Below are 17,943 nucleotides of genomic sequence, written 5' to 3'. Positions count from 1 at the left end.
CGTGCCGGCCCGGCCCCGCCGACCCGGGCCGGCACGGGAAGGGCGCGTGGCGGAGCGGCCGGTGGTCAGCCCGTGAGCCGGCCGGCGTGGATGGCGCGCACCGCGTCGATGGTGTCGGCCTCGGCCGCCGTCTTGTCGTCGCGGTAGCGCACCACCCGGGCGAAGCGCAGCGCCACCCCGCCCGGGTAGCGGGAGCTGGTCTGCACCCCGTCGAACGCGATCTCGACCACCTGCTCCGGGCGGACCCGCACCACCCAGTCGCCGCGCTCGACGGCGAGGGAGAGGAACCGCTCGGTCTGCCAGCGCAGCACCTCGTCGGTGAGGCCCTTGAACGTCTTGCCGAGCATGACGAAGTCGCCGGTGCGCGGGTCGCGCGCGCCGAGATGCAGGTTGGACAGCCAGCCCTGACGCCGGCCGCTGCCCCACTCGACCGCCAGCACCACCAGGTCGAGGGTGTGCCGCGGCTTCACCTTGACCCAGGCGGCGCCCCTGCGTCCGGCGTCGTAGGGGGCGTCGGGCGCCTTCACCACGACCCCCTCCTGGCCGGCGTCGATCGCGGCGGCGAAGGCCTCGCCGGCCCGCTCCGGGCCGTCGACCTCCATCCGGCCGACCAGCAGCGGCGGGTCGACCGCCGCGGCGAGCGCCGCCCAGCGCTCCCGGCCGGGCAGGTCGATCATGTCGTCGCCGTCGATGTGCAGCAGGTCGAAGAAGTAGGGCGTCAGCACCGGCTCGCCGGTGGTCTCGGCGGCGGCGAGCACGGCCGGGGCGACCGGGGCGCGGCCCGTGGTGCTCGGGGTGGTGCGCCGGGCCGCCCGGCTCGACGTCTCCTGGAACGGCAGCGGCCGGCCCGTCGCGTCCAGCCCGATCGCCTCGCCGTCGAGCACCAGCTCACGGGCGGGCAGCGCGCGCACGGCGGCGACCACCTCGGGCACCCGGGCGGTGATGTCGTCGAGGCTGCGCGTGAAGACCGCGATGTCGTGGCCGGAGCGGTGCACCTGGATCCGGATGCCGTCGAGCTTGACGTCGACCACGGCGGGCGTGCCGGTGGCCGCCAGCGCCTCGTCGACCGAGGGCGCGCTCTGGGCCAGCATCGGCGCGAGCGGGCGGCCGACCTGGAGGCCGAAGGCGGCCAGCGCCGACGCGCCGCCGTCGAGCGCGGCGACCGCGACCGCCCGCAGGTCGCCGGCGAGCAGCAGGGCCCGGCGTACGGCGGCGACCGGCACCTCGGCCGCCCGGGCCACCGCGTCGGCGAGCAGGCCCGCCTGGGCGCCCTGCCGCAGCTCGCCGCTGAACAGGCCGGTCAGCAGCCGCTGCTCGTCGGCGGTGGCGGCGGCGTAGAGCGCGCCGAGCAACGACCGGCGGCGCGCCTGCGAACCCGGCCCGCGCACCGCCGCGATCTCGTCGATGGCCGCGTCGACCGCGGCCACGGTCAGGGTCGGCTCCGCCGCCGGCGGCGGCAGGTCACGCAGGCTCGCCCAGCCCACCCCGGTCTGCCGCTGGCGCAGCTCGCCGGCCAGCCACCCCGCGCCGGCCGGAACCTCGTCGGGGTCGAGCGCCCGCAACGCCTCGGCCAGCAGCTCCACCTTGGCCCGGCGGGCACGGGTGGCGCCGACGGCGGCGGAGGTGGCTGCCAGGTCGAGGAACCGCACGGACCCCATCCTGCCAGCCGCCCCCGACACCACCCGGGCATTGCCGTGCCCGGGTGGTGTCAGGCCGAGACCGGTTCCTCGATGCGGAGCCCGCGGGCGCGAACCTCGTCGGCGACCCGGGAGAGCACCGTGTCGAGGGCGACCAGGGCGGCGGAGAGCTCGCCGAGCTGTTCCTTGAGCGTGTCCTCGGGCCACGCGGAGACATCGACGTCCCCCAGAGCGCTGACGGCGGCTTCGAGCCGGCTCATCACCTCGTTCGTACGCATGTTCGAGAGGCTATAACAAGCCCGCGCCCGACACACCGCAAACTCCCACATCGGTCGGGAAGTTACGGTTCCGACACCTAACGCCCGTCGGCGCCCGCCTCGGCGACCTTCTTCAGCAGCAGCGCCTCGGCGAGGCAGACCCGGGCGAACTCGCCGAGGTGCAGGCTCTCGTTCGGGCCGTGCGCCCGCGCGTGCGGGTCCTCGACGCCGGTCACCAGGATCGCCGCCTGCGGGAACATCTCCTGGAAGGTGGCGATGAACGGGATCGAGCCGCCGACCCCGATGTCCACCGGGTCGGTGTCGTCCCACGCGGTGCGGAACGCCGAGCGGGCGGCGTCGAACATGGGGCCGGACGCGTCGATGACGCACGGTTCGCCGTCGTGTTCGAAGGTGACGGTCACCTGCGCGCCCCACGGCGCGTGCTTCCCCAGGTGGGCGCGCAGGGCCGCGTACGCCCGCTTGGGGTCGTCGCCCGGGGCGAGCCGCACGCTGAGCTTGGCCTTCGCGGCCGGCACCAGGGCGTTCGGCGCCTCGCCGGTGGCCGGCGCGTCGATGCCGAGCACGGCGAGGGCCGGCTTGGTCCAGAGCCGGTCGGTGATCCGGCCGGTGCCGATGAACTGCACGCCCTCGGCCAGCCCGGCCTCGGCCCGGAACCGGCCCTCCGGGTAGTCGACGGTCGCGCCCTCCCGGCCGACCAGGCCGTCGACGGCGACGTCGCCCGCGTCGGTGTGCAGGGTGGCCAGCAGCCGCACCAGCGCGGTCAGCGCGTCGGGCACCGCGCCGCCGAACATGCCGCTGTGCACGGCGTGGTCGAGGGTGCGCACCTCGACGAAGCAGTTGACGATGCCGCGCAGCGAGGTGGTCAGCGCCGGCACGCCGACGTCCCAGTTGCCCGAGTCGGCGATGACGATGACGTCCGAGGCGATCTCGTCGCGGTGCTCGGCGAGCAGCCGCTCCAACGAGTCGGAGCCGTACTCCTCCTCACCCTCGATGAACAGGACGACGCCCACCGGCAGCGCGTCGCCGAACGCGCGCAGCGCCGCCACGTGCGCCATGATGCCCGCCTTGTCGTCGGCGGCGCCCCGGCCGTAGAGGCGGCCGTCCCGCTCCACCGGCTCGAACGGGTCCGACTCCCACAGCGACAGGTCGCCGACCGGCTGCACGTCGTGGTGGGCGTAGAGCAGCACCGTCGGCGCACCGGGCGGGGCGGGCTTCCTGCCGATGACCGCAGGCTGGCCGCCGGAGCGCACGATCTTCACGTCGAGGCCGCAGCCGCGCAGCAGCTCGGCCACCGCCTCCGCGGAGCGCTCCACGTGCGAGTGGTCGAAGCCCTCGAAGGCGATGCCGGGGATGCGGACGAGGCGTTCCAGATCGGCCCGGACGCCGGGCAGCTCCCGCTCGACGGCGGCCCGGACCTCGGACTCGGACATGATCGGTGTGGTCATGACCGGCATCGTATGCCGGCCTTACCGGGCCGCACCGCCCGAGGCCGCGACGACCCTGTTCAGGGCCGCCGCACGTAGTACCGGTCGGCGTCGTGCGGCAGCCTCGGCGCCCCGTCGACCACCACGTCGGCCCGGGCCTCGGTGCGGTCGGCGGCGAAGTGCGTCCGCTCCCCGAGGTGCCAGCGGCGCAGCTCCGGCAGGATCTCCGGGCCGTCGCGCCGCACGGCCCGGGCGAGCCGCAGCGGTGCCGGGGCGGTGACGAAGACCGCGAGGGTACGGTCGGCCGCAGCCGCGGCGCGAGCCGCGCTGACCCCCTCGACCAGCAGCACCGGCGCGACCGGCACCGGCACCGGCCGGGACAGGAACGCCCGACGGACCCAGCTGTACCGGCGGTACGCCCCCGGTCGCCCGGCGCGCAGCGGCGCGAGCACGCACTCTTCGAGGCGGGGCCAGAAGGTGAGCTGGTCGTCCCACCCGTCGAGCAGGTCGTCGGTGTGCACCACGGGCGGGCGCACGCCGCCGGGCAGCCCGGCCAGGGCGTCCGCGAGCCGGGCCGCGAAGACGCTCTTGCCCGCGCCGCTCGGCCCGTCCACCGCCACCAGCCGGGTCCGCCCCAACCGCGCCGGGCCGGCGAGCACCCGCCGGGCCAGCCGGTCGTACGCCTCGACCACCGCCACCACCACGTGGCCGACGGTAGCGGGCGGCCCGGACCGGGCCGTCGCCCCGGCCCAGCGGCTGGCCGGCGACGACGGCCGGTTCCCGGGCGACAGCCGTGCGGGCACACCGATCGGGGGTCGCCCGAACGAGCAATCGTCGGGCGGGCCGGGGCATTCGGCCAGCGGCACCCGGGACCGGGCGGGATGATCGGCTGGTGTCCCACAGCGTGATGAGTCCGGGCATCGAAGCCCTGCTGGAACAGGCCCGCGCCGGGGTACGCCGGCTGACCCCGCACCAGACCGTCGAGGCGGTCCGCACCGGGGCGTTGCTGGTCGACACCCGCACCGACGCGCAGCGCCGGGAACAGGGCGACCTCCCCGGCGCCATCGTGATCGACCGGTCGGTGCTGGAGTGGCGGCTGGACCCGGCCAGCGCCTGGCGCATTCCCGAGGCCACCGGCTACGACCTGCGGATCGTCGTGGTCTGCCGGCACGGCTACAGCTCCAGTCTCGCCGTGGCGAGCCTGCGGGCGCTCGGCCTGCACCGCGCGACGGACATGATCGGCGGCGTGCAGGCGTGGCGCGACGCGGGGCTGCCCATGTCGGACCGTCCGGCCGACATCCGCCACTGACCCCACCCGCGGCCCCGACACCTCCCCTCAGGGGGTGGTGGGGGCGCCGGGCGGGATGACGGGGAGGCCGGCCGGCGGGCCGGTCTCGACGAGGCGCCAGAGGGCGTCGGTGTCCAGGTGCTCCTCGACGAGGTCGCCGAGCAGGTCCAGGGAGCGCTCGCGGGCGGCGGCGAACGACGTGGCCGGCGCGACCCGGAAGCCGGTCCGGCCGGCCAGCCGGGCCGCCTCGGTGAGGAAGCGCCGGCGGAACCCGTCGGACTCGAAGGCCCCGTGCCAGTGGGTGCCGTGCACGGCGCCGACGACCGCTCCCTCACCAGTGCCGTCGACGTAGGTCAGCAGCGGGGTCAGCGCCGGGTCGGCGTGCGAGACGTACCCGTGGTGGATCTCGTAGCCGCGCACCTGGACGTCGCCGGCGGTGCCGACGGACTGCCGGACGGTCTTGCGCGGGTCGAAGGTGACCTCGATCGGCAGCAGGCCCAGCCCCGGCACGCTCCCCCGCCGGCTCTCCACCGGGTCGTGGATGGCCCGGCCCAGCATCTGGAAGCCGCCGCAGATGCCGAGCAGCGGCCTGCCCGCCGCCGCGTGTGCCAGCACGGCGTCGGCGAGCCCGGTCTCCCGCAGCCAGGCCAGGTCGGCCACCGTCGACTTCGACCCGGGCAGGACGACGAGGTCGGCGGCGGCGAGTTCCGCCGGCTCGACGGTCAACCGCACGCGTACGCCGGGCTCGGTGGCGAGCGCCTCGACGTCGGTGGCGTTGCTGATCCGGGGCAGCCGGACCACGGCCACGTCCAGCCACTCGGTGCCGCGCGGGGCGGCCGGTCGGCCGAGCACGCGCCCGTAGGCGAGCGAGTCCTCGGCGTCGAGCCAGAGGTCGAGCGCCCAGGGCAGCACCCCGTACGTCGGCCGCCCGGTCACCTGGCGCAGCATGTCCAGCCCGGGCTGGAGCAGCCCGAGGTCGCCCCGGAACTTGTTGATCACGAAGCCGGCGATCAGCGCCTGGTCGGCCGGCTCCAGCAGCGCGACGGTGCCGAACATCGAGGCGAACACCCCGCCCCGGTCGATGTCGCCGACGACGATCGTGGGCAGGTTGGCGTGCCGGGCCAGGCCCATGTTGACGTAGTCGCCGGCCCGCAGGTTGATCTCCGCCGGGCTGCCCGCCCCCTCGCAGATCACCACGTCGTACGCCGCCCGCAACTCGGCGAGCGCCGCGTACGCCGTCTCCGCCAGGCGGGGCCGCAGTGAACGGAAGTTGCCGGCGGTGACCGTGTCGACCGCCTCGCCGAGCAGCACCACCTGACTCGCCAGGTCGCTACCGGGCTTGAGCAGCACCGGGTTGAACCGCAGGTCGGGGGCGAGCCCGCAGGCCGCCGCCTGCATCGCCTGGGCCCGGCCGATCTCGCCGCCCCGGCCGTCCGTCCCGACGACCACTGCCGAGTTGTTCGACATGTTCTGGGCCTTGAACGGCGCCACCTTGACGCCCCGGCGGTGCAACCAGCGGCAGATGCCGGCGGTGAGCACGCTCTTGCCGGCGTCGGAGGTCGTGCCAGCGACCAGCAGCCCGCCGCTCACCAGCCGTTCCCCCGCGCCATCCGGAGGAAGACGCCACGCCCCCGCCCGGCCGGGACCGAGCCGCCACGCCCCCGGTCGGCCGGACTCCAGCCGCCGCGACCGCGCTTCGCCGGGGCCGGGCCGCCGCGGCTCGGCGCCGCCGGGTCGGCGGCGCGACGGCCAGGCCTCGCCGGGGCGAGGGCGCGGCGGACGACGGCGTTCACCAGGCGGCCGGCGGTCAGCGGATAGGCGGCGGCCAGGCCTAGCGCGGCCAGCCCGACGGCACCCGAGATCCGGGCGGCCCGCCTGAGGTGCCGCGCCTCGGGGCGGGGGCCGTCGCCGAGGAACGGACGCACCTCCGAGCGCCCGAAGTAGACGTTGCGCCCGCCGAGCCGCACGCCGAGGGCGCCCGCCATGGCCGCCTCGCACTGCCCGGCGTTCGGGCTCGGGTGGTCGTTGCGGTCCCGGCGCCACACCCGCCAGGCCCGTTCCCGGTCGCCGTGCGCGACCGGCGCCACCGCGATGGTGAGCAGCCCGGTGAGCCGCGCGGGCACCAGGTTGAGCAGGTCGTCGAGGCGGGCGGCCGGCGTGCCGAACCGCGCGTAGCGGGGCGAGCGGTGCCCGACCATCGCGTCGAGGGTGTTCGCCGCCCGGTAACCGAGCAGGCCGGGCAGGCCCGCGACCGCGCCCCACACCAGCGGGGCGACGACGGCGTCCGACGTGTTCTCGGCGACCGACTCCACGGTCGCGCGGGCCAGTTCGGGCTCGTCGAGCGCGGCCGGGTCCCGGCCGCAGAGGTGGCCGAGGCGTCGCCGCGCCGCCGGCAGGTCGCCGTCGCGCAGCGCCCGGCCCATCACGGTGGCCTCGTGCCGCAGGGTGCGCCCGCCCAGCACGGTCCAGGTGCCGGCGGCGACCAGCACCGCCCGGGCCACCGGCCGGCGTCGGGTGGCGAGGGTCGCCGCCGCACCGAGCAGCACCGGCGCGCCGACCGCCAGCGCGGCGAACGCGGCGCCGGCGCCCCGGTCCGGGCGGTGGATCCGCCGTTCCAGCGTCGCGGCGGCTCGGCCGAAGCCGGCCACTGGGTGGTACCGGCGGGGGTCACCGAGCAGCGCGTCGAGGGCGTACCCCGCGACCAGTCCCGCCGCGGTCGCCACCGACGTCGCCTGTCGCACCCGCCATCACCTCCGGCCGGCCAGCCTAGCCGAGCGGCTCCCCCGGCCCCGGCCGGAGCGCCCACGTCCGGCAGGGGCCGTCCGGCGAGGGCCGCCCCGCACGGACCGCCCTCGCACCGGCCGGCCGGCACAGGCTGCCTGGCGGCCGTCTGGTGGAGGGCCGCCCATACGGGCCGCCGGCTGCCGGCGGCGCCGACAGCGGCGTGGCCGCCGGCGCGAGGGTGGGCGGACAGCGGCGTGGCCGCCGGCGCGAGGGTGGGCCGACAGCGGCGTGGCCGCCGGCGCGAGGGTCGGCCGCGGGAGACACGCGGGGTGACGACGGCGCGGCCGGCGTCACCCCGCCCCCGTCGTGTCGCCCTCGGCCGAGGAGGTCAGGCGGGCTGTGGCACCCGCCCCCGGCCCCGGCGACCACGCCCGTTCGGGGCGGTGCCCGCCTCGGTCTCCCCGCCCAGCGGGCCCGCCGCGCCGGCCTCCTCGGACGGCGTCGGGTCGTCACCGTCGGACCCGGGGTCGTCGGGCTCGTCGTCGCCGGGCTCGTCGCGCGCGCCGTCCGCCGGGTCGTCGAAGGGATCTAGCGAGCCGTCGAACGCGGCGTCGGTCGGCAGCCCACGACCGGGCCGGGACGCCGCGAAGTCGGACAGCTCGAACTCCTCGTCGAGCGGACGGTCGTCGGGCAGGGCGGGGGCCTCTCCGTCCGGCACCGGCTCGGTGGTCTCGCCGTGCACGCGGTGTTCGGCCTCCGCGTCCTCGACGGTGCTGGTCGTCATGCTCGGCCGGTTGCGCACGAACCTGCTCCGCCCCCGGGACAGGTCGTGCCCCACGGCGACCGCCTCCAGTTCGTAGAGGGTGCGGTGGTTGCCGGCGTCGTCGGTCCAGTCGCGGGTGTAGAGCCGCCCGCAGACCACCACGGGGTCGCCGACCATCACCGAGGCGGCCACCCCCTCGGCGAGCTTGCGCCAGCAGTTGACGCGGACTCGCAGGCTGTTGCCGTCGACCCAGCGACCGCTGTCGCGGTCGAGCCGGCGGGCCGTCGAGGCGACCTTGAAGTTGGCCACCAGCGTGTTGCTCTGGGTGGTGCGGCGCCACTCCGGGGCGGTCAGCACGTTGCCCACGACCGTGATGTAGGTGTCGAACATCGTCCCTCCAGGGGGAGATCGGGCTTGCCATCGCGAGTCGACTCGGCACCGAGCCTCGGCCCCCGGGGGCGGTCCGCGCCACCTCCGGCCGCCGACCTGTGGACAACCGGACCGCCTGTGGACAAACCCCTGATCAAGGTCCCGATGTGCTAGGGCCGAGCGGCCCTGGGCCGCGTACGGCGACCGGATCATGATCGAGGTGCCGGAGAGGTCACGTTCCGGACGGAAGGCGGCGGGGTATGGATTCGATCAACCGCACCGCCGACAGCACGACGAACGAGAGGTCAGCGATCATGAAGATGACCACCACCGCAACCGCCCCCGTCTCCGGCCAGGTGCGGCGATGAGCGCCGTCGCCAACCCGGCCACCGTCGCGGAGTGCCTGCGGGTCGGCGCCGGGTTCTCCCAGGGCGACCGGAACTGGATCGCGGAGCAGTTCGCCACGCTGGACGCCCGGCTGGCCGGGTTCCACGCCGACGCCACCGAGCTGGAGGTGTCGGTCAAGGACCGGGAGGCCAAGGGCCAGAAGGTCACCCTGGAATGCTGGATCGCCGGCCGGCAGAAGATCGTCACCACCTCCGCCGAGGAGGACCTGCACGCCGCGCTCAACGACGTCCGGGACGACCTGCGGCGCCGACTCAACGACGCGAAGACCAAGCAGGAGCCGCGGCACAACAAGCACCTGCGGGACGTCAACCAGCAGGCCGCCGAGACCGAGACGCGGACCGACCCGGACACCGACCCGGCCCGCGTCGAGGCCGAGACGGTCTGAGGCGTACGCCCGAGGCCCCGTCCGCCGGGTGCGGGCGGGCGGGGCCGGGCACCCGGGGAGCCGGGCACGCGGAAAGCCGAGAGGCCGGGCACCCGGAAGGCCGGGCGACGCGAGGAGCCGGGCACGCTGGGGCTACCGTCCGGTAGCTTGCGGGCGTACGGTCGGTTCGTGGAACCCGACGTGCTGGGCCCGCCGTACGAGCGGCAGACGATCGACTTGGGCACCGACGACGAGGGACCGGTGGTCGCCACCCTGGTCCGTCGCCGGGCCGACCGCCCGACCAGGCGGGCCGTGCTCTACACGCACGGCTTCACCGACTACTTCTTCCAGGCCCACCTCGGCCACTTCTTCGCCGAGCGGGGGTGGGACTTCTACGCCCTCGACCTGCGCAAGTACGGGCGCAGCCTGCTGCCCCACCAGACGCCGAACTTCTGCCGCGACGTCAGCGACCACTTCCCCGAGCTGGACGCCGCCGCGAGGATCATTCGCGAGGACGACGGGCACGACGTCCTGCTCGCGATGGGCCACTCCACCGGCGGGCTGATCATGCCGCTCTGGGCGCACGCGCGCCGCGACGCCGGGATCATCGACGGGCTCTTCCTGAACAGCCCCTTCTTCGACATCAACGCCCCCTGGGCCGTCCGCCGGCCGCTCGCCGCCCTCGTCGCCCCCCTGGGCCGTCGCGCGCCCCGCCGCGTCCTGCCGTTCGGGCTGGGCACCGTCTACAGCCAGAGCATCCACGCCGAGCACCACGGCGAATGGGACTACGACCTGACCTGGAAGCCGCTCGCCGGGTTCCCCGTCCGGGCCGGCTGGCTGAACGCCATCCGCACCGCCCAGCGGCAGCTCCGCGCCGGGCTGGACATCCAGGTGCCGGTGCTGCTCGCCTGCTCGACCCGCTCGTTCAAGGGCAGGAGGTGGCACGAGTCGGCCGCCCTCGCCGACGCCGTCCTCGACGTCGAGCACATGGTGCGCTGGGCGCCCCGCCTCGGCCGGCACGTCACCGTCGCACGCTTCGACGGCGGCATGCACGACCTCACGCTCTCCGGCCCCGCCGTACGCGAAAGGGTCTTCGAGGAGGTCGGGCGCTGGGCCGACGCGTTCTTCGACGCCGGGCCGACGGTCCGCGACGGCGAGCGCCCACCGGCGAGCCGGCGGCCGGCCGACGACGTCGACCCGGCGGGCGCCCCCGCCCAGGGCGGCTGAGCCGGCCGTTCACGCGGCCTCACCCGGCGGCGAACGCCTCGCGGATGCGGTCGAAGGTGGCCAGCGGGTGACCGCCGTCGCGGGCCGGCAGGACCAGGCCGAGGCACCGCAGCCCCACCTCGCCGTCGCCGCCGCCGGCCTGCACGCCGAAGACGGGCGCGCCGACGTAGCCGAGGGGCAGCCCGGTGGTGACCCGGACGCCGTCGCCCACCCGCGCGACCCGCTCGATCGCCACCTCCAGCGGCCGCGCACCGCCCGCGCCGACCCCGTGGGCGAGGACGATGGCGGAACCCGGCTCCGCGCCGATGCGGGCGATCGCGTCCCGGTCGGCCGCGACGGGATCCGGCACCTGTTGGGTACGCCAGCGCCAGCCCGCCGAGTCAGCGAGCTCGTGCAGGCCGCCGGTGGGCATGATCGCGACGCCGAGGTCCGCCCGGTGCCGCCAGCGGGCGGCGAAGTCGGGCAGGGCCACGGCGTCGCCGGCCACCCCGGCCGGCTCGGTCACGCTCGCCCGCAGCCCGATCTCCCCCGCCGGGGCGTGGGTGAGGGCGTCGGCCGTCAGCAGGTACTCCCGCCCCTGCCCGGTGAAGAGGAACGCGGTGCCCTCGTCCCGGCCGCCGTCGGCGGCCCCGGCGTCGGTCCGGCGGATGGGCAGGATCGCGCGGCCGAGGAGCTGGCACAGCTCGTAGGCGACGTCGTTCTCGGTGTCCGGGTCAAGCAGCACCAGCCGAGGGTACGACCAGCCGGTCCGGCGACCGCACGGACGGCGGAACCGGGGTGACCTCCGACGGGCGTGCGTGCGACCCTGATCGACGACGTGGGACGCCACCACCCGTTCCACCGGTCACCCGGTGGGCGGCGGTACCCTTCTGGCGCGACACGTACGCCGCGCGCCCGTAGCTCAGCGGATAGAGCAGGGGACTTCTAATCCCAAGGCCGCAGGTTCGAATCCTGCCGGGCGCACAGACACCTCTCTCGGCCGAACGGCAGGCCGTACTTCGATCTCGCATGCCTGTACGCGCCGCGTGGTCCGTGGTGGCCCGTCACGGTGCCGACGGTTCGACCCGGCGCCGCCCGGCCTCGAAGCTCAGCCACCGGCCTCGACGACCCGTGCGCCGCGCTGGCGGACGGCGACGACCAGCGCCGCGGCGGCCGAGACCAGCGCGAAACCCGCCGCCATCGCGAAGGCGACCCGGGGCCCCAGGTGCTGGCTCACCCAGCCTCCCGTGGCGACCCCGATGGTGCCGCCGAGGCCGACCGCGCTCGACACCCAGGTCAGCACCTCGGTCCGGCGCGACGCGGGGGCCAGGTCGGCGGCGTGGGTGAAGCCGGTGGCGAAGCTGGGGGCGAGGAAGAGACCGGTGAGCAGCAGACCGCCGGCGAGCGCCGGGAAGGGCAGGACGGTCAGGGACGCGCAGCCCGCGAGGAGTCCGGCCGCTCCGATCGCCAGCCGGTGGCCGACCGGCGCCCGCCAGGACCGCGCGCCGTAGCCGAGCCCGGCGATCAGGCTGCCGAAGGCGAGGACCGCCAGGAGCGGTCCGGCCCACGCGCTCCGGCCCGCCTGCTCGGCCAGCGCGAGGGTCGCCACGTCTACCGCGCCCAGGAGCGCGCCGACGCCGAGGAGAGCGAGCAGCACCGGCCACACCCCCGACACGGATTCCGCCGACGCCTGGCCCGTCGCCCGTCGTACCACGGGCGGTGTGGAACTCCGGTGCGACCACAGGACCGACAGGCCGGCGGCGGCCAGCGCCGCCGCGATCAGCACGCCCGCCGATGGTGCGATCGCCGCCGCGACCGACGTGACGACGATCGGCCCCACGACGTAGATGAACTCGTCGACCACCGACTCCCAGGCGAACGCCGACTGGCGTACGGCCCCGGCGGTCAGGTGGCTCCACCGGGACCGCACGATCGCCCCGACGTTCGGCATCAGCAGCCCCGCCACGGCCGCGCATCCGATCAGGACGGCCACCGGCGCGCCACCGGCCACGGCGAGGACGAGGCCGACCAGGGCGCCCGGATAGCCGACCAGCAGGACCGGCAGGACGCGGCGCTGGCCGGCCCGGTCCATGACCCGGCCGAGGACCGGCGTCGCCGCCGCGCCCGCGAAGACGTACGCCCCGGCGACGACGCCGGCATCGGCGAATCCCGACCGGGACCGCACCAGCAGGACGATGCCGAGGGAGACCATCGCTATCGGCAGCCGCCCCACGAGTCCCGCGGCGGTGACCGTGACCGCCCCCGGGCTGCGCCACAACACGGAGTAGGCCGTCATCCCGTCGAGGGTGCTGGCATCCGCGCGACCGATCAAGCGGGTTGCGTGTCGGGCTCCGCGCCGTCGACTCCGACCCGGTGGCCGGCCCGCCTTCCGGCGAGGAGGAATGCCACGCCGAACGCGGCGACCGCGAGCAGGACGTGCGGGTAGGAGCTGACGAAGAAGATCACCCCGCGCGCGGAGTGGAAGCTGTCCCCTCCCGCGTCGAAGGCGGTCTCGAACGGGTGGGACGGCACCAGCCACTGGGCGAACCACTTCCACGCCTCGGTCCGCGGAGCGGTGGCCGAGTCGAACTGCACGAACGTGCCGGCGGTGACCGCCACCGCGGCCACTGTCACCGCGCCGAGGAACCCGAGGAGCAGGCGGCGACGGGCGGCCCCGCGCAGCAGCCCGGCGACTGCCGCGAAGCAGAGCAACCAGACGACCCAGCTCGCCACCATGCCGGCGGGCTGGCTGCCGAAGTGGTAGCCCATCGTGGGCACGGTGTAACCGCCGCCCACGGCGTCGAGCATGAAGCCGACGCCCACCCAGGCGGCGACCACGGCGATCAGGCACAGGCCCAACGACATCGGCCGTACCGCCGGCGCGGACCGCCGGCCGACCAGCCACCCGGCCAGCGCGGCCACGACGACGGGAGCCAGGGCGACGGCGCCGACGAGGAGCCGGGCGGCGAGGCCGCCGTCGTCGACGATCGGCCGGTCGCCCTCGGCCCGAACCTGGTAGACGCCGTACCAGGCCCGCTGCACCAGCGTGAGGCCGAGCAGGTACGCCGACAACGCCGCCACGACGACGACGATCCGCTTCACGCCGAACGGCGCGTACGGGACGGGGCCCGGGGTGGCCGCGAGGCTCCCGCTGAAGGCGAGCATGCGCCAGTGGCGGGCGACGGGACGGATGGTGGCGTCCCGGGCGATGGTGGCGATCTCGGCGGACCATTCGCGCATCAGGTCGGCGCGCTGCTCCGCCGGCCACCGCCGCGCCGCGAGGCGGAGCAGCCAGTGGACCAGCGGGTTGGCCACGGTCACCACGCCGGCCTCGCCTGGGCCGACGCGGTGGTGTCCGCGACCGTGGTGGTGGCGCGCAGCTCGGCCAGCACCGCCCGGGCGTGGGTGACGCCCTCGGCCGTGAGCTGGTAGTAGCGCCGGACGGGCCGGCCCGCCTCGGCCGGGTCCTCGTCCTCCCACCGGGCGGTGAGCCAGCCCGCGTCCTGGAGCCGGGCGAGGACCGGATAGAGCGTCCCGCTGGCCACCCCCGTCTGCTGCATCAGTCGCAGCCCGTAGTGCTCGCCGTCCGGCTCGTTGAGCAGCACGGCGAGCACCTTGGCCACTGGCACGGTGATCCTCACTCCCATGCTCGAAACTCTACATAGCCCTATGGCGGACGTCTACATAGGGTGGACGAACTCCCGACCCGCACAGACACCCCCGGGGCCGGCGGCGGCGACATGGGACACGGCGGTCAGGAGGGCGCGGAACCGTACAACCGGATCGCTCGATCGGCCAGCGGCCGCAGCGTGCGGGCATCGTCGCTGGCGACGTATCCCCAGCTCGGATCGGGCGCGAACGCCGTGACGCCCCGGCGGCGCCGGCCGGTCAGCCGGCCCAGCGTCGACGCCAGCCCTGGCGTGACCTCGCGCAGCCGCTCTTCCGTCGGTGCCGGAGCGTCCAAGGGGGACGGGACGTCGCCACGGACCCGCCACAGGGTCAGCAGGTCCCGGGCCCGGCGCGGGTCCTGCGGGTCCGCGCCGAGCGCCGCGGCGACGTGCAGCACGAGCAGCGCCTGGTACCAGGCCAGCTCCGACCACGCGGTCACGGCGTCGGCCGGGGTGAGCGCCGAGCGCACCCGCACCGGCCCGGCATAGAGCAGGAGGTGGCGCAGGTGCGCCCGAGCCCCGTGGGCCACGGTGAGGGCGGGCGCGCCCGGAAACGTCGCCCGTTGCCCGGCGACCCAGTCGCGGGCCACCGCGCCTGCCTCGTCGACGGCCGCGCGGGCGAGGTGACCGGCGACCGCCTCGGGCTCGGCGATGATGCGGTGCCAGGCGGCCCGCGGCAGCGGGGCGGGGCACTCGGGCAGCTCGCGCAGGGGCGGCCCGGGAGGCTGGTCGTGGGGCACGCGCGGAGGATAGGCGACGGCTACGACACGCGCCCGGCGCTCACCGGAGCCGGACCTCGATGTCAGGGAAGTCGTACCAGGTCAGCGCGAATGACGACCCGGCCGGCGGGATCGCCGGGTAGACGGCCCAGCTGTCCACCTGCTCGCCCGGCCTGATGCTGAAGGACTCACCGGCCCGGGTGGCGGCGCACCAGGTCCGCTCGGGGCGCACTGCCCGGCCGTCCGGCAGGGTGACCTGGGAGGAGACCAGGTCGACGTCGGCGGTCGGGCAGCTCACCGGCCACCCGACCGGCGAATCGTTGCGATACCTGATGTTCAGCCGCAGCTTGCCGCCGGTCGTCTCCGCGCTGACCAGCGTGACGCTCATCGAGGCCCGGTCGTAGATGACCCTGTCGAGCCGGTACGTCCGCGGCACGGGCTGCTCCCCCGACGACTTCGACGGGGTCGGCGCCCCGGACCGGGCCGGCGGCTCCGATCGGGCCGCCGACCCGGAGGGGCCCGGCCCGGCGTCACCGGATCCCGTCGCGGGGCGGCCGGTGACGGCGGTGGAGTCGGCCTGCCGGGACGCGCCGCGGTCGGCCAGGTAGGCGCCGCCGAGCGCACCCACGACGGCGAGGCCCGCTGTCACCACGACGACACCCAACAGACCCACGTACCTCTTCACGGTCGCCTCCGGCCGGTGAGTACGGCGATGGCGTGAACGTAGCACCGACGTCGAAATGGGCGGCGCCTGTCGCCTTCCCACCACCGACGCCGTTCCGGCCTCGCCATCGGGGCCGTTCGCCACCGCCATCGAGGCGGGCGGCCGAAAAATCGGTGTGACGGCGCCGCCGGAAGCGGCCAGCATCGACGGATGACGGAATCGCGGCCGGCGGAGCCGGACATCGTGCGCTACTACACGGACGTCTTCGTGGAGGCGGACCGGCTGGAGCGCACCCCGCTCGGGCGGCTGGAAGGCCTGCGTACCCGCCAGGTGCTGACCCGGCTGCTGCCGGTGGCACCCGCGACGGTACTCGACGTCGGCGGCGGCCCCGGCGCGCACGCGGGCTGGCTGGCGGCGGCCGGCCACCGGGTGCACCTGGTCGACCTGGTCCCCGCGCACGCGGCGGCGGCCCGCCGGGCTTACCCGACGGTGAGCGCGACCGTCGGCGACGCCCGGCGGCTGCCGCTGGCCGACGGCTGCGCCGACGTGGCCCTGCTGATGGGGCCGCTCTACCACCTGACCGAGCGCGCCGACCGGGTCGCGGCGCTGCGCGAGGCGGCCCGGCTGACCCGGCCCGGCGGCCTGCTGGTCACGGCGACGATCAGCCGCCACGCGCCGCTGATGGACCTGATCCGGCAGGGTCGGGTGGACGACCGGAGCCGACCCTCGGTGCTCCGCACGTACGCGACCGGCGTCAACGACACGGGCGGCTTCACCACCGCCTACTTCCACCGACCGTCCGAAGTGCTCGACGAGTTCGAAGCGGCGGGGCTGCCCCGGCCCGACCTGTACGGCGTCGAGGGTCCCCTGTGGCCGATGCTGGGCGTGGCGGGAGGCCCGGAGTCCGACGGGTCGCTGTTCGCGGAGGTGTTGCGCTGCGCCACCGTCTTCGAGCGCGACCCGGAGGTCATCGGGGCCAGCGGACACCTGCTGGCGGCGGCACGGCTCCGCGACGGCCACAGCGACAACGATGGCCACAGCCACGGCGACGGCCACAGCCACGACGACCGCGACACGACCGGGTTGACCGATCGGCGACACGGCGCGCACCGAGGGTGATCCCGGGCCGGTCCTCGTGTTATTCTCCGGCGTCGATCTCCGCCGCGCGGACCCGGACCGGGTCGTTGTCGCAGAAGGACGCCTCTTCCGATGCCGGCCGTTGCCGCCCCGAGCACGTCGCCGACCACGCTGGACACGCCGGCCGGCGGCGCGTTCACCCTCATCTTCACCCGGCTGCCGGCGCTGCTGCGCCTGACCTGCGGCCTGGTCGGCGCGGTGGTGGCCCTGTCGGTGCGCACCCCGCCGGTCGAGCCGGCGCTGCTCGTGCCGGCCGTCGCGGCGCTGACCGCCTGGTCGGTCTGGTACGCGTACCGGGCGCTGCGGCACGGCATCGGCGGCCTGCTGGTGGCCGGCGACGTGGCGGCCACCACTGCCGCGTGCCTGGCGATCCCGGTGCTGGTGGCGCCCGAGGTGCTCCCCGGCGAGGCGAGCTGGATCGCGGTGCTCGCCAGCACCACGGTGATCAACACGCAGGCCACCGCCCCGGCGCGCTGGTCGGTGCCGGCGGGGCTGCTGGTGACCGGCGCGTACGCGGTCGGGGCGCACGCCGCCGGCAACCCCGACGAGGCCACCGCCCACGCGGCGACGCTGCTGGTGCAGACCGCCTGCGCGGCTGCGATGACCGCGATCATGCGCCGGCGGATCGGCCGCGCCGACGCCGCCTTCGGCGCCGACCAGCGGCTCACCCGGGAGGCGTTGATCGCGCGTACCGCCCGGGAGGCGGAGCGGCGGCAGAACCGTGACCTGCACGACACCGTGCTGGCCACGCTGACCATGGTCGGGCTGGGCGCGGTCGCCGGCCCGTCCGCGGCGCTGCGCGATCGGTGCGCCGCCGACCTGCGCACGCTCGCCGCGCTTGCCGACGCGCGGTCGGCTCCCGCCGACGGGCCGGTGCCGCTGGACGAGCGGCTGCGGTCGGTGCGGGCGCGCCTGCCGGAGCTGCCCGTCGCCGCCGAACTGACCCCCTGCGCGGTGCCGGCGCCGGTCGCCGAGGCGCTCGCCGAGAGCGCCTACGCCGCGCTGTCCAACGTGGCCCGGCACGCGTCCGGCGCGACCGCCGCGCTGCGGCTGGTCCGGGTCGACGGCACCGTCGTGGTCGAGGTCGCCGACGACGGCCCCGGCTTCGACCCGGCGGGCGTCCCGGCGCACCGGTACGGGCTGCGCGAGTCGGTACGCGGCCGGATGTCCACGGTGGGCGGGCGGGCGGTGGTCAGCTCGCGGCCCGGGACGGGCACCCGGATCCGGCTGGAGTGGCCAGGTGGCGACTGAGACGACCGCGCCGCCGGCCACGGCGGTGCCGGCACCGCGTACC

At 76.0% G+C, this 17,943-nt stretch carries 17 protein-coding genes, 1 tRNA gene and 1 pseudogene; 6 read left to right on the top strand and 13 right to left on the bottom strand.

What is annotated here, in order from left to right; genetic code table 11:
* Window positions 1-65 precede the first annotated feature (65 nt).
* The 4 genes from GA0070606_RS22285 to GA0070606_RS22270 form a co-directional block, all read right to left on the bottom strand.
* Entirely contained in the window at window positions 66-1,658 is a 1,593-nt protein-coding gene (locus tag GA0070606_RS22285; protein ID WP_176737391.1) for an ATP-dependent DNA ligase, read from the bottom strand.
* Window positions 1,659-1,708: 50 nt separating this feature from the next.
* Window positions 1,709-1,915: a hypothetical protein gene (locus GA0070606_RS22280; protein WP_091103798.1), complete on the bottom strand. Its 207-nt coding sequence runs from the start codon at window positions 1,913-1,915 to the stop codon at window positions 1,709-1,711.
* Window positions 1,916-1,992: 77 nt separating this feature from the next.
* On the bottom strand, window positions 1,993-3,345 hold the full coding sequence (locus GA0070606_RS22275) for a dipeptidase (protein WP_176737564.1): 1,353 nt from the start codon (window positions 3,343-3,345) through the stop codon (window positions 1,993-1,995).
* Window positions 3,346-3,419: 74 nt separating this feature from the next.
* A complete protein-coding gene (locus GA0070606_RS22270) occupies window positions 3,420-4,043 on the bottom strand; it encodes a uridine kinase family protein (RefSeq protein ID WP_091108022.1) in 624 nt (207 codons plus the stop codon).
* Window positions 4,044-4,246: 203 nt separating this feature from the next.
* Here GA0070606_RS22270 and GA0070606_RS22265 point away from each other — a divergent pair, with 203 nt between their 5' ends.
* Entirely contained in the window at window positions 4,247-4,648 is a 402-nt protein-coding gene (locus tag GA0070606_RS22265; RefSeq protein WP_091103791.1) for a rhodanese-like domain-containing protein, read from the top strand.
* Between the two features lie 27 nt (window positions 4,649-4,675).
* Here GA0070606_RS22265 and GA0070606_RS22260 read toward each other — a convergent pair whose 3' ends face one another.
* The 3 genes and pseudogenes from GA0070606_RS22260 to GA0070606_RS22250 form a co-directional block, all read right to left on the bottom strand.
* Window positions 4,676-6,217 (bottom strand): cobyric acid synthase, encoded by a 1,542-nt coding sequence (locus tag GA0070606_RS22260; RefSeq protein WP_091103788.1) that lies wholly within the window; start codon window positions 6,215-6,217, stop codon window positions 4,676-4,678.
* Between the two features lie 176 nt (window positions 6,218-6,393).
* Window positions 6,394-7,368, bottom strand: a pseudogene (locus GA0070606_RS22255) (cobalamin biosynthesis protein); the annotation flags it as partial.
* Between the two features lie 371 nt (window positions 7,369-7,739).
* The gene (locus GA0070606_RS22250) at window positions 7,740-8,504 is read right to left on the bottom strand and encodes a single-stranded DNA-binding protein (RefSeq protein WP_091103783.1); all 765 of its coding nucleotides are present in this window, start codon (window positions 8,502-8,504) and stop codon (window positions 7,740-7,742) included.
* Between the two features lie 343 nt (window positions 8,505-8,847).
* On the opposite strand from GA0070606_RS22250, the gene GA0070606_RS22245 reads away from it, so the two are divergent.
* Together GA0070606_RS22245 and GA0070606_RS22240 are read left to right on the top strand one after the other, a co-directional pair.
* Window positions 8,848-9,276, top strand: a complete 429-nt coding sequence (locus GA0070606_RS22245; protein ID WP_245724767.1) for an HPF/RaiA family ribosome-associated protein — start codon at window positions 8,848-8,850, stop codon at window positions 9,274-9,276.
* Window positions 9,277-9,444: 168 nt separating this feature from the next.
* On the top strand, window positions 9,445-10,482 hold the full coding sequence (locus GA0070606_RS22240) for an alpha/beta hydrolase (protein WP_091108020.1): 1,038 nt from the start codon (window positions 9,445-9,447) through the stop codon (window positions 10,480-10,482).
* 19 nt (window positions 10,483-10,501) lie between these two features.
* Here GA0070606_RS22240 and GA0070606_RS22235 read toward each other — a convergent pair whose 3' ends face one another.
* On the bottom strand, window positions 10,502-11,206 hold the full coding sequence (locus GA0070606_RS22235; protein ID WP_091103781.1) for a hypothetical protein: 705 nt from the start codon (window positions 11,204-11,206) through the stop codon (window positions 10,502-10,504).
* Between the two features lie 166 nt (window positions 11,207-11,372).
* Between GA0070606_RS22235 and GA0070606_RS22230 the strand changes: the two genes are divergently transcribed.
* Window positions 11,373-11,445 (top strand) — tRNA-Arg (locus GA0070606_RS22230).
* Between the two features lie 124 nt (window positions 11,446-11,569).
* Here GA0070606_RS22230 and GA0070606_RS22225 read toward each other — a convergent pair.
* The 5 genes from GA0070606_RS22225 to GA0070606_RS22205 all read right to left on the bottom strand — a co-directional run bounded on the left by GA0070606_RS22225 (window position 11,570) and on the right by GA0070606_RS22205 (window position 15,533).
* The gene (locus tag GA0070606_RS22225; RefSeq protein ID WP_091103779.1) at window positions 11,570-12,757 is read right to left on the bottom strand and encodes an MFS transporter; all 1,188 of its coding nucleotides are present in this window, start codon (window positions 12,755-12,757) and stop codon (window positions 11,570-11,572) included.
* A gap of 32 nt (window positions 12,758-12,789) precedes the next feature.
* The gene (locus GA0070606_RS32645; protein ID WP_091103777.1) at window positions 12,790-13,785 is read right to left on the bottom strand and encodes a hypothetical protein; all 996 of its coding nucleotides are present in this window, start codon (window positions 13,783-13,785) and stop codon (window positions 12,790-12,792) included.
* Complete coding sequence (locus GA0070606_RS22215) at window positions 13,779-14,108, bottom strand: PadR family transcriptional regulator (protein ID WP_342672172.1); 330 nt, start codon at window positions 14,106-14,108, stop codon at window positions 13,779-13,781. The genes GA0070606_RS32645 and GA0070606_RS22215 overlap by 7 nt, the downstream gene beginning before the upstream one ends.
* A gap of 107 nt (window positions 14,109-14,215) precedes the next feature.
* Window positions 14,216-14,869 carry a hypothetical protein gene (locus GA0070606_RS32640; protein ID WP_091103772.1) on the bottom strand — a complete coding sequence of 218 codons (654 nt, stop codon included), beginning with the start codon at window positions 14,867-14,869 and terminating at the stop codon, window positions 14,216-14,218.
* Between the two features lie 40 nt (window positions 14,870-14,909).
* A complete protein-coding gene (locus GA0070606_RS22205; RefSeq protein WP_141721759.1) occupies window positions 14,910-15,533 on the bottom strand; it encodes a hypothetical protein in 624 nt (207 codons plus the stop codon).
* 189 nt (window positions 15,534-15,722) lie between these two features.
* Between GA0070606_RS22205 and GA0070606_RS22200 the strand changes: the two genes are divergently transcribed.
* Window positions 15,723-16,631, top strand: a complete 909-nt coding sequence (locus GA0070606_RS22200; protein WP_091103767.1) for a class I SAM-dependent methyltransferase — start codon at window positions 15,723-15,725, stop codon at window positions 16,629-16,631.
* A gap of 90 nt (window positions 16,632-16,721) precedes the next feature.
* Window positions 16,722-17,900, top strand: coding sequence for a sensor histidine kinase (locus GA0070606_RS22195; protein ID WP_091103764.1), 1,179 nt, complete (start codon window positions 16,722-16,724; stop codon window positions 17,898-17,900).
* Window positions 17,901-17,943: the final 43 nt, after the last annotated feature.

The sequence above is a fragment of the Micromonospora citrea genome (genome assembly GCF_900090315.1).
Lineage (GTDB): Bacteria > Actinomycetota > Actinomycetes > Mycobacteriales > Micromonosporaceae > Micromonospora > Micromonospora citrea.
Note: the sequence above shows the minus strand (reverse complement) of the source record. Positions and strands in the feature narration are given on the sequence as shown.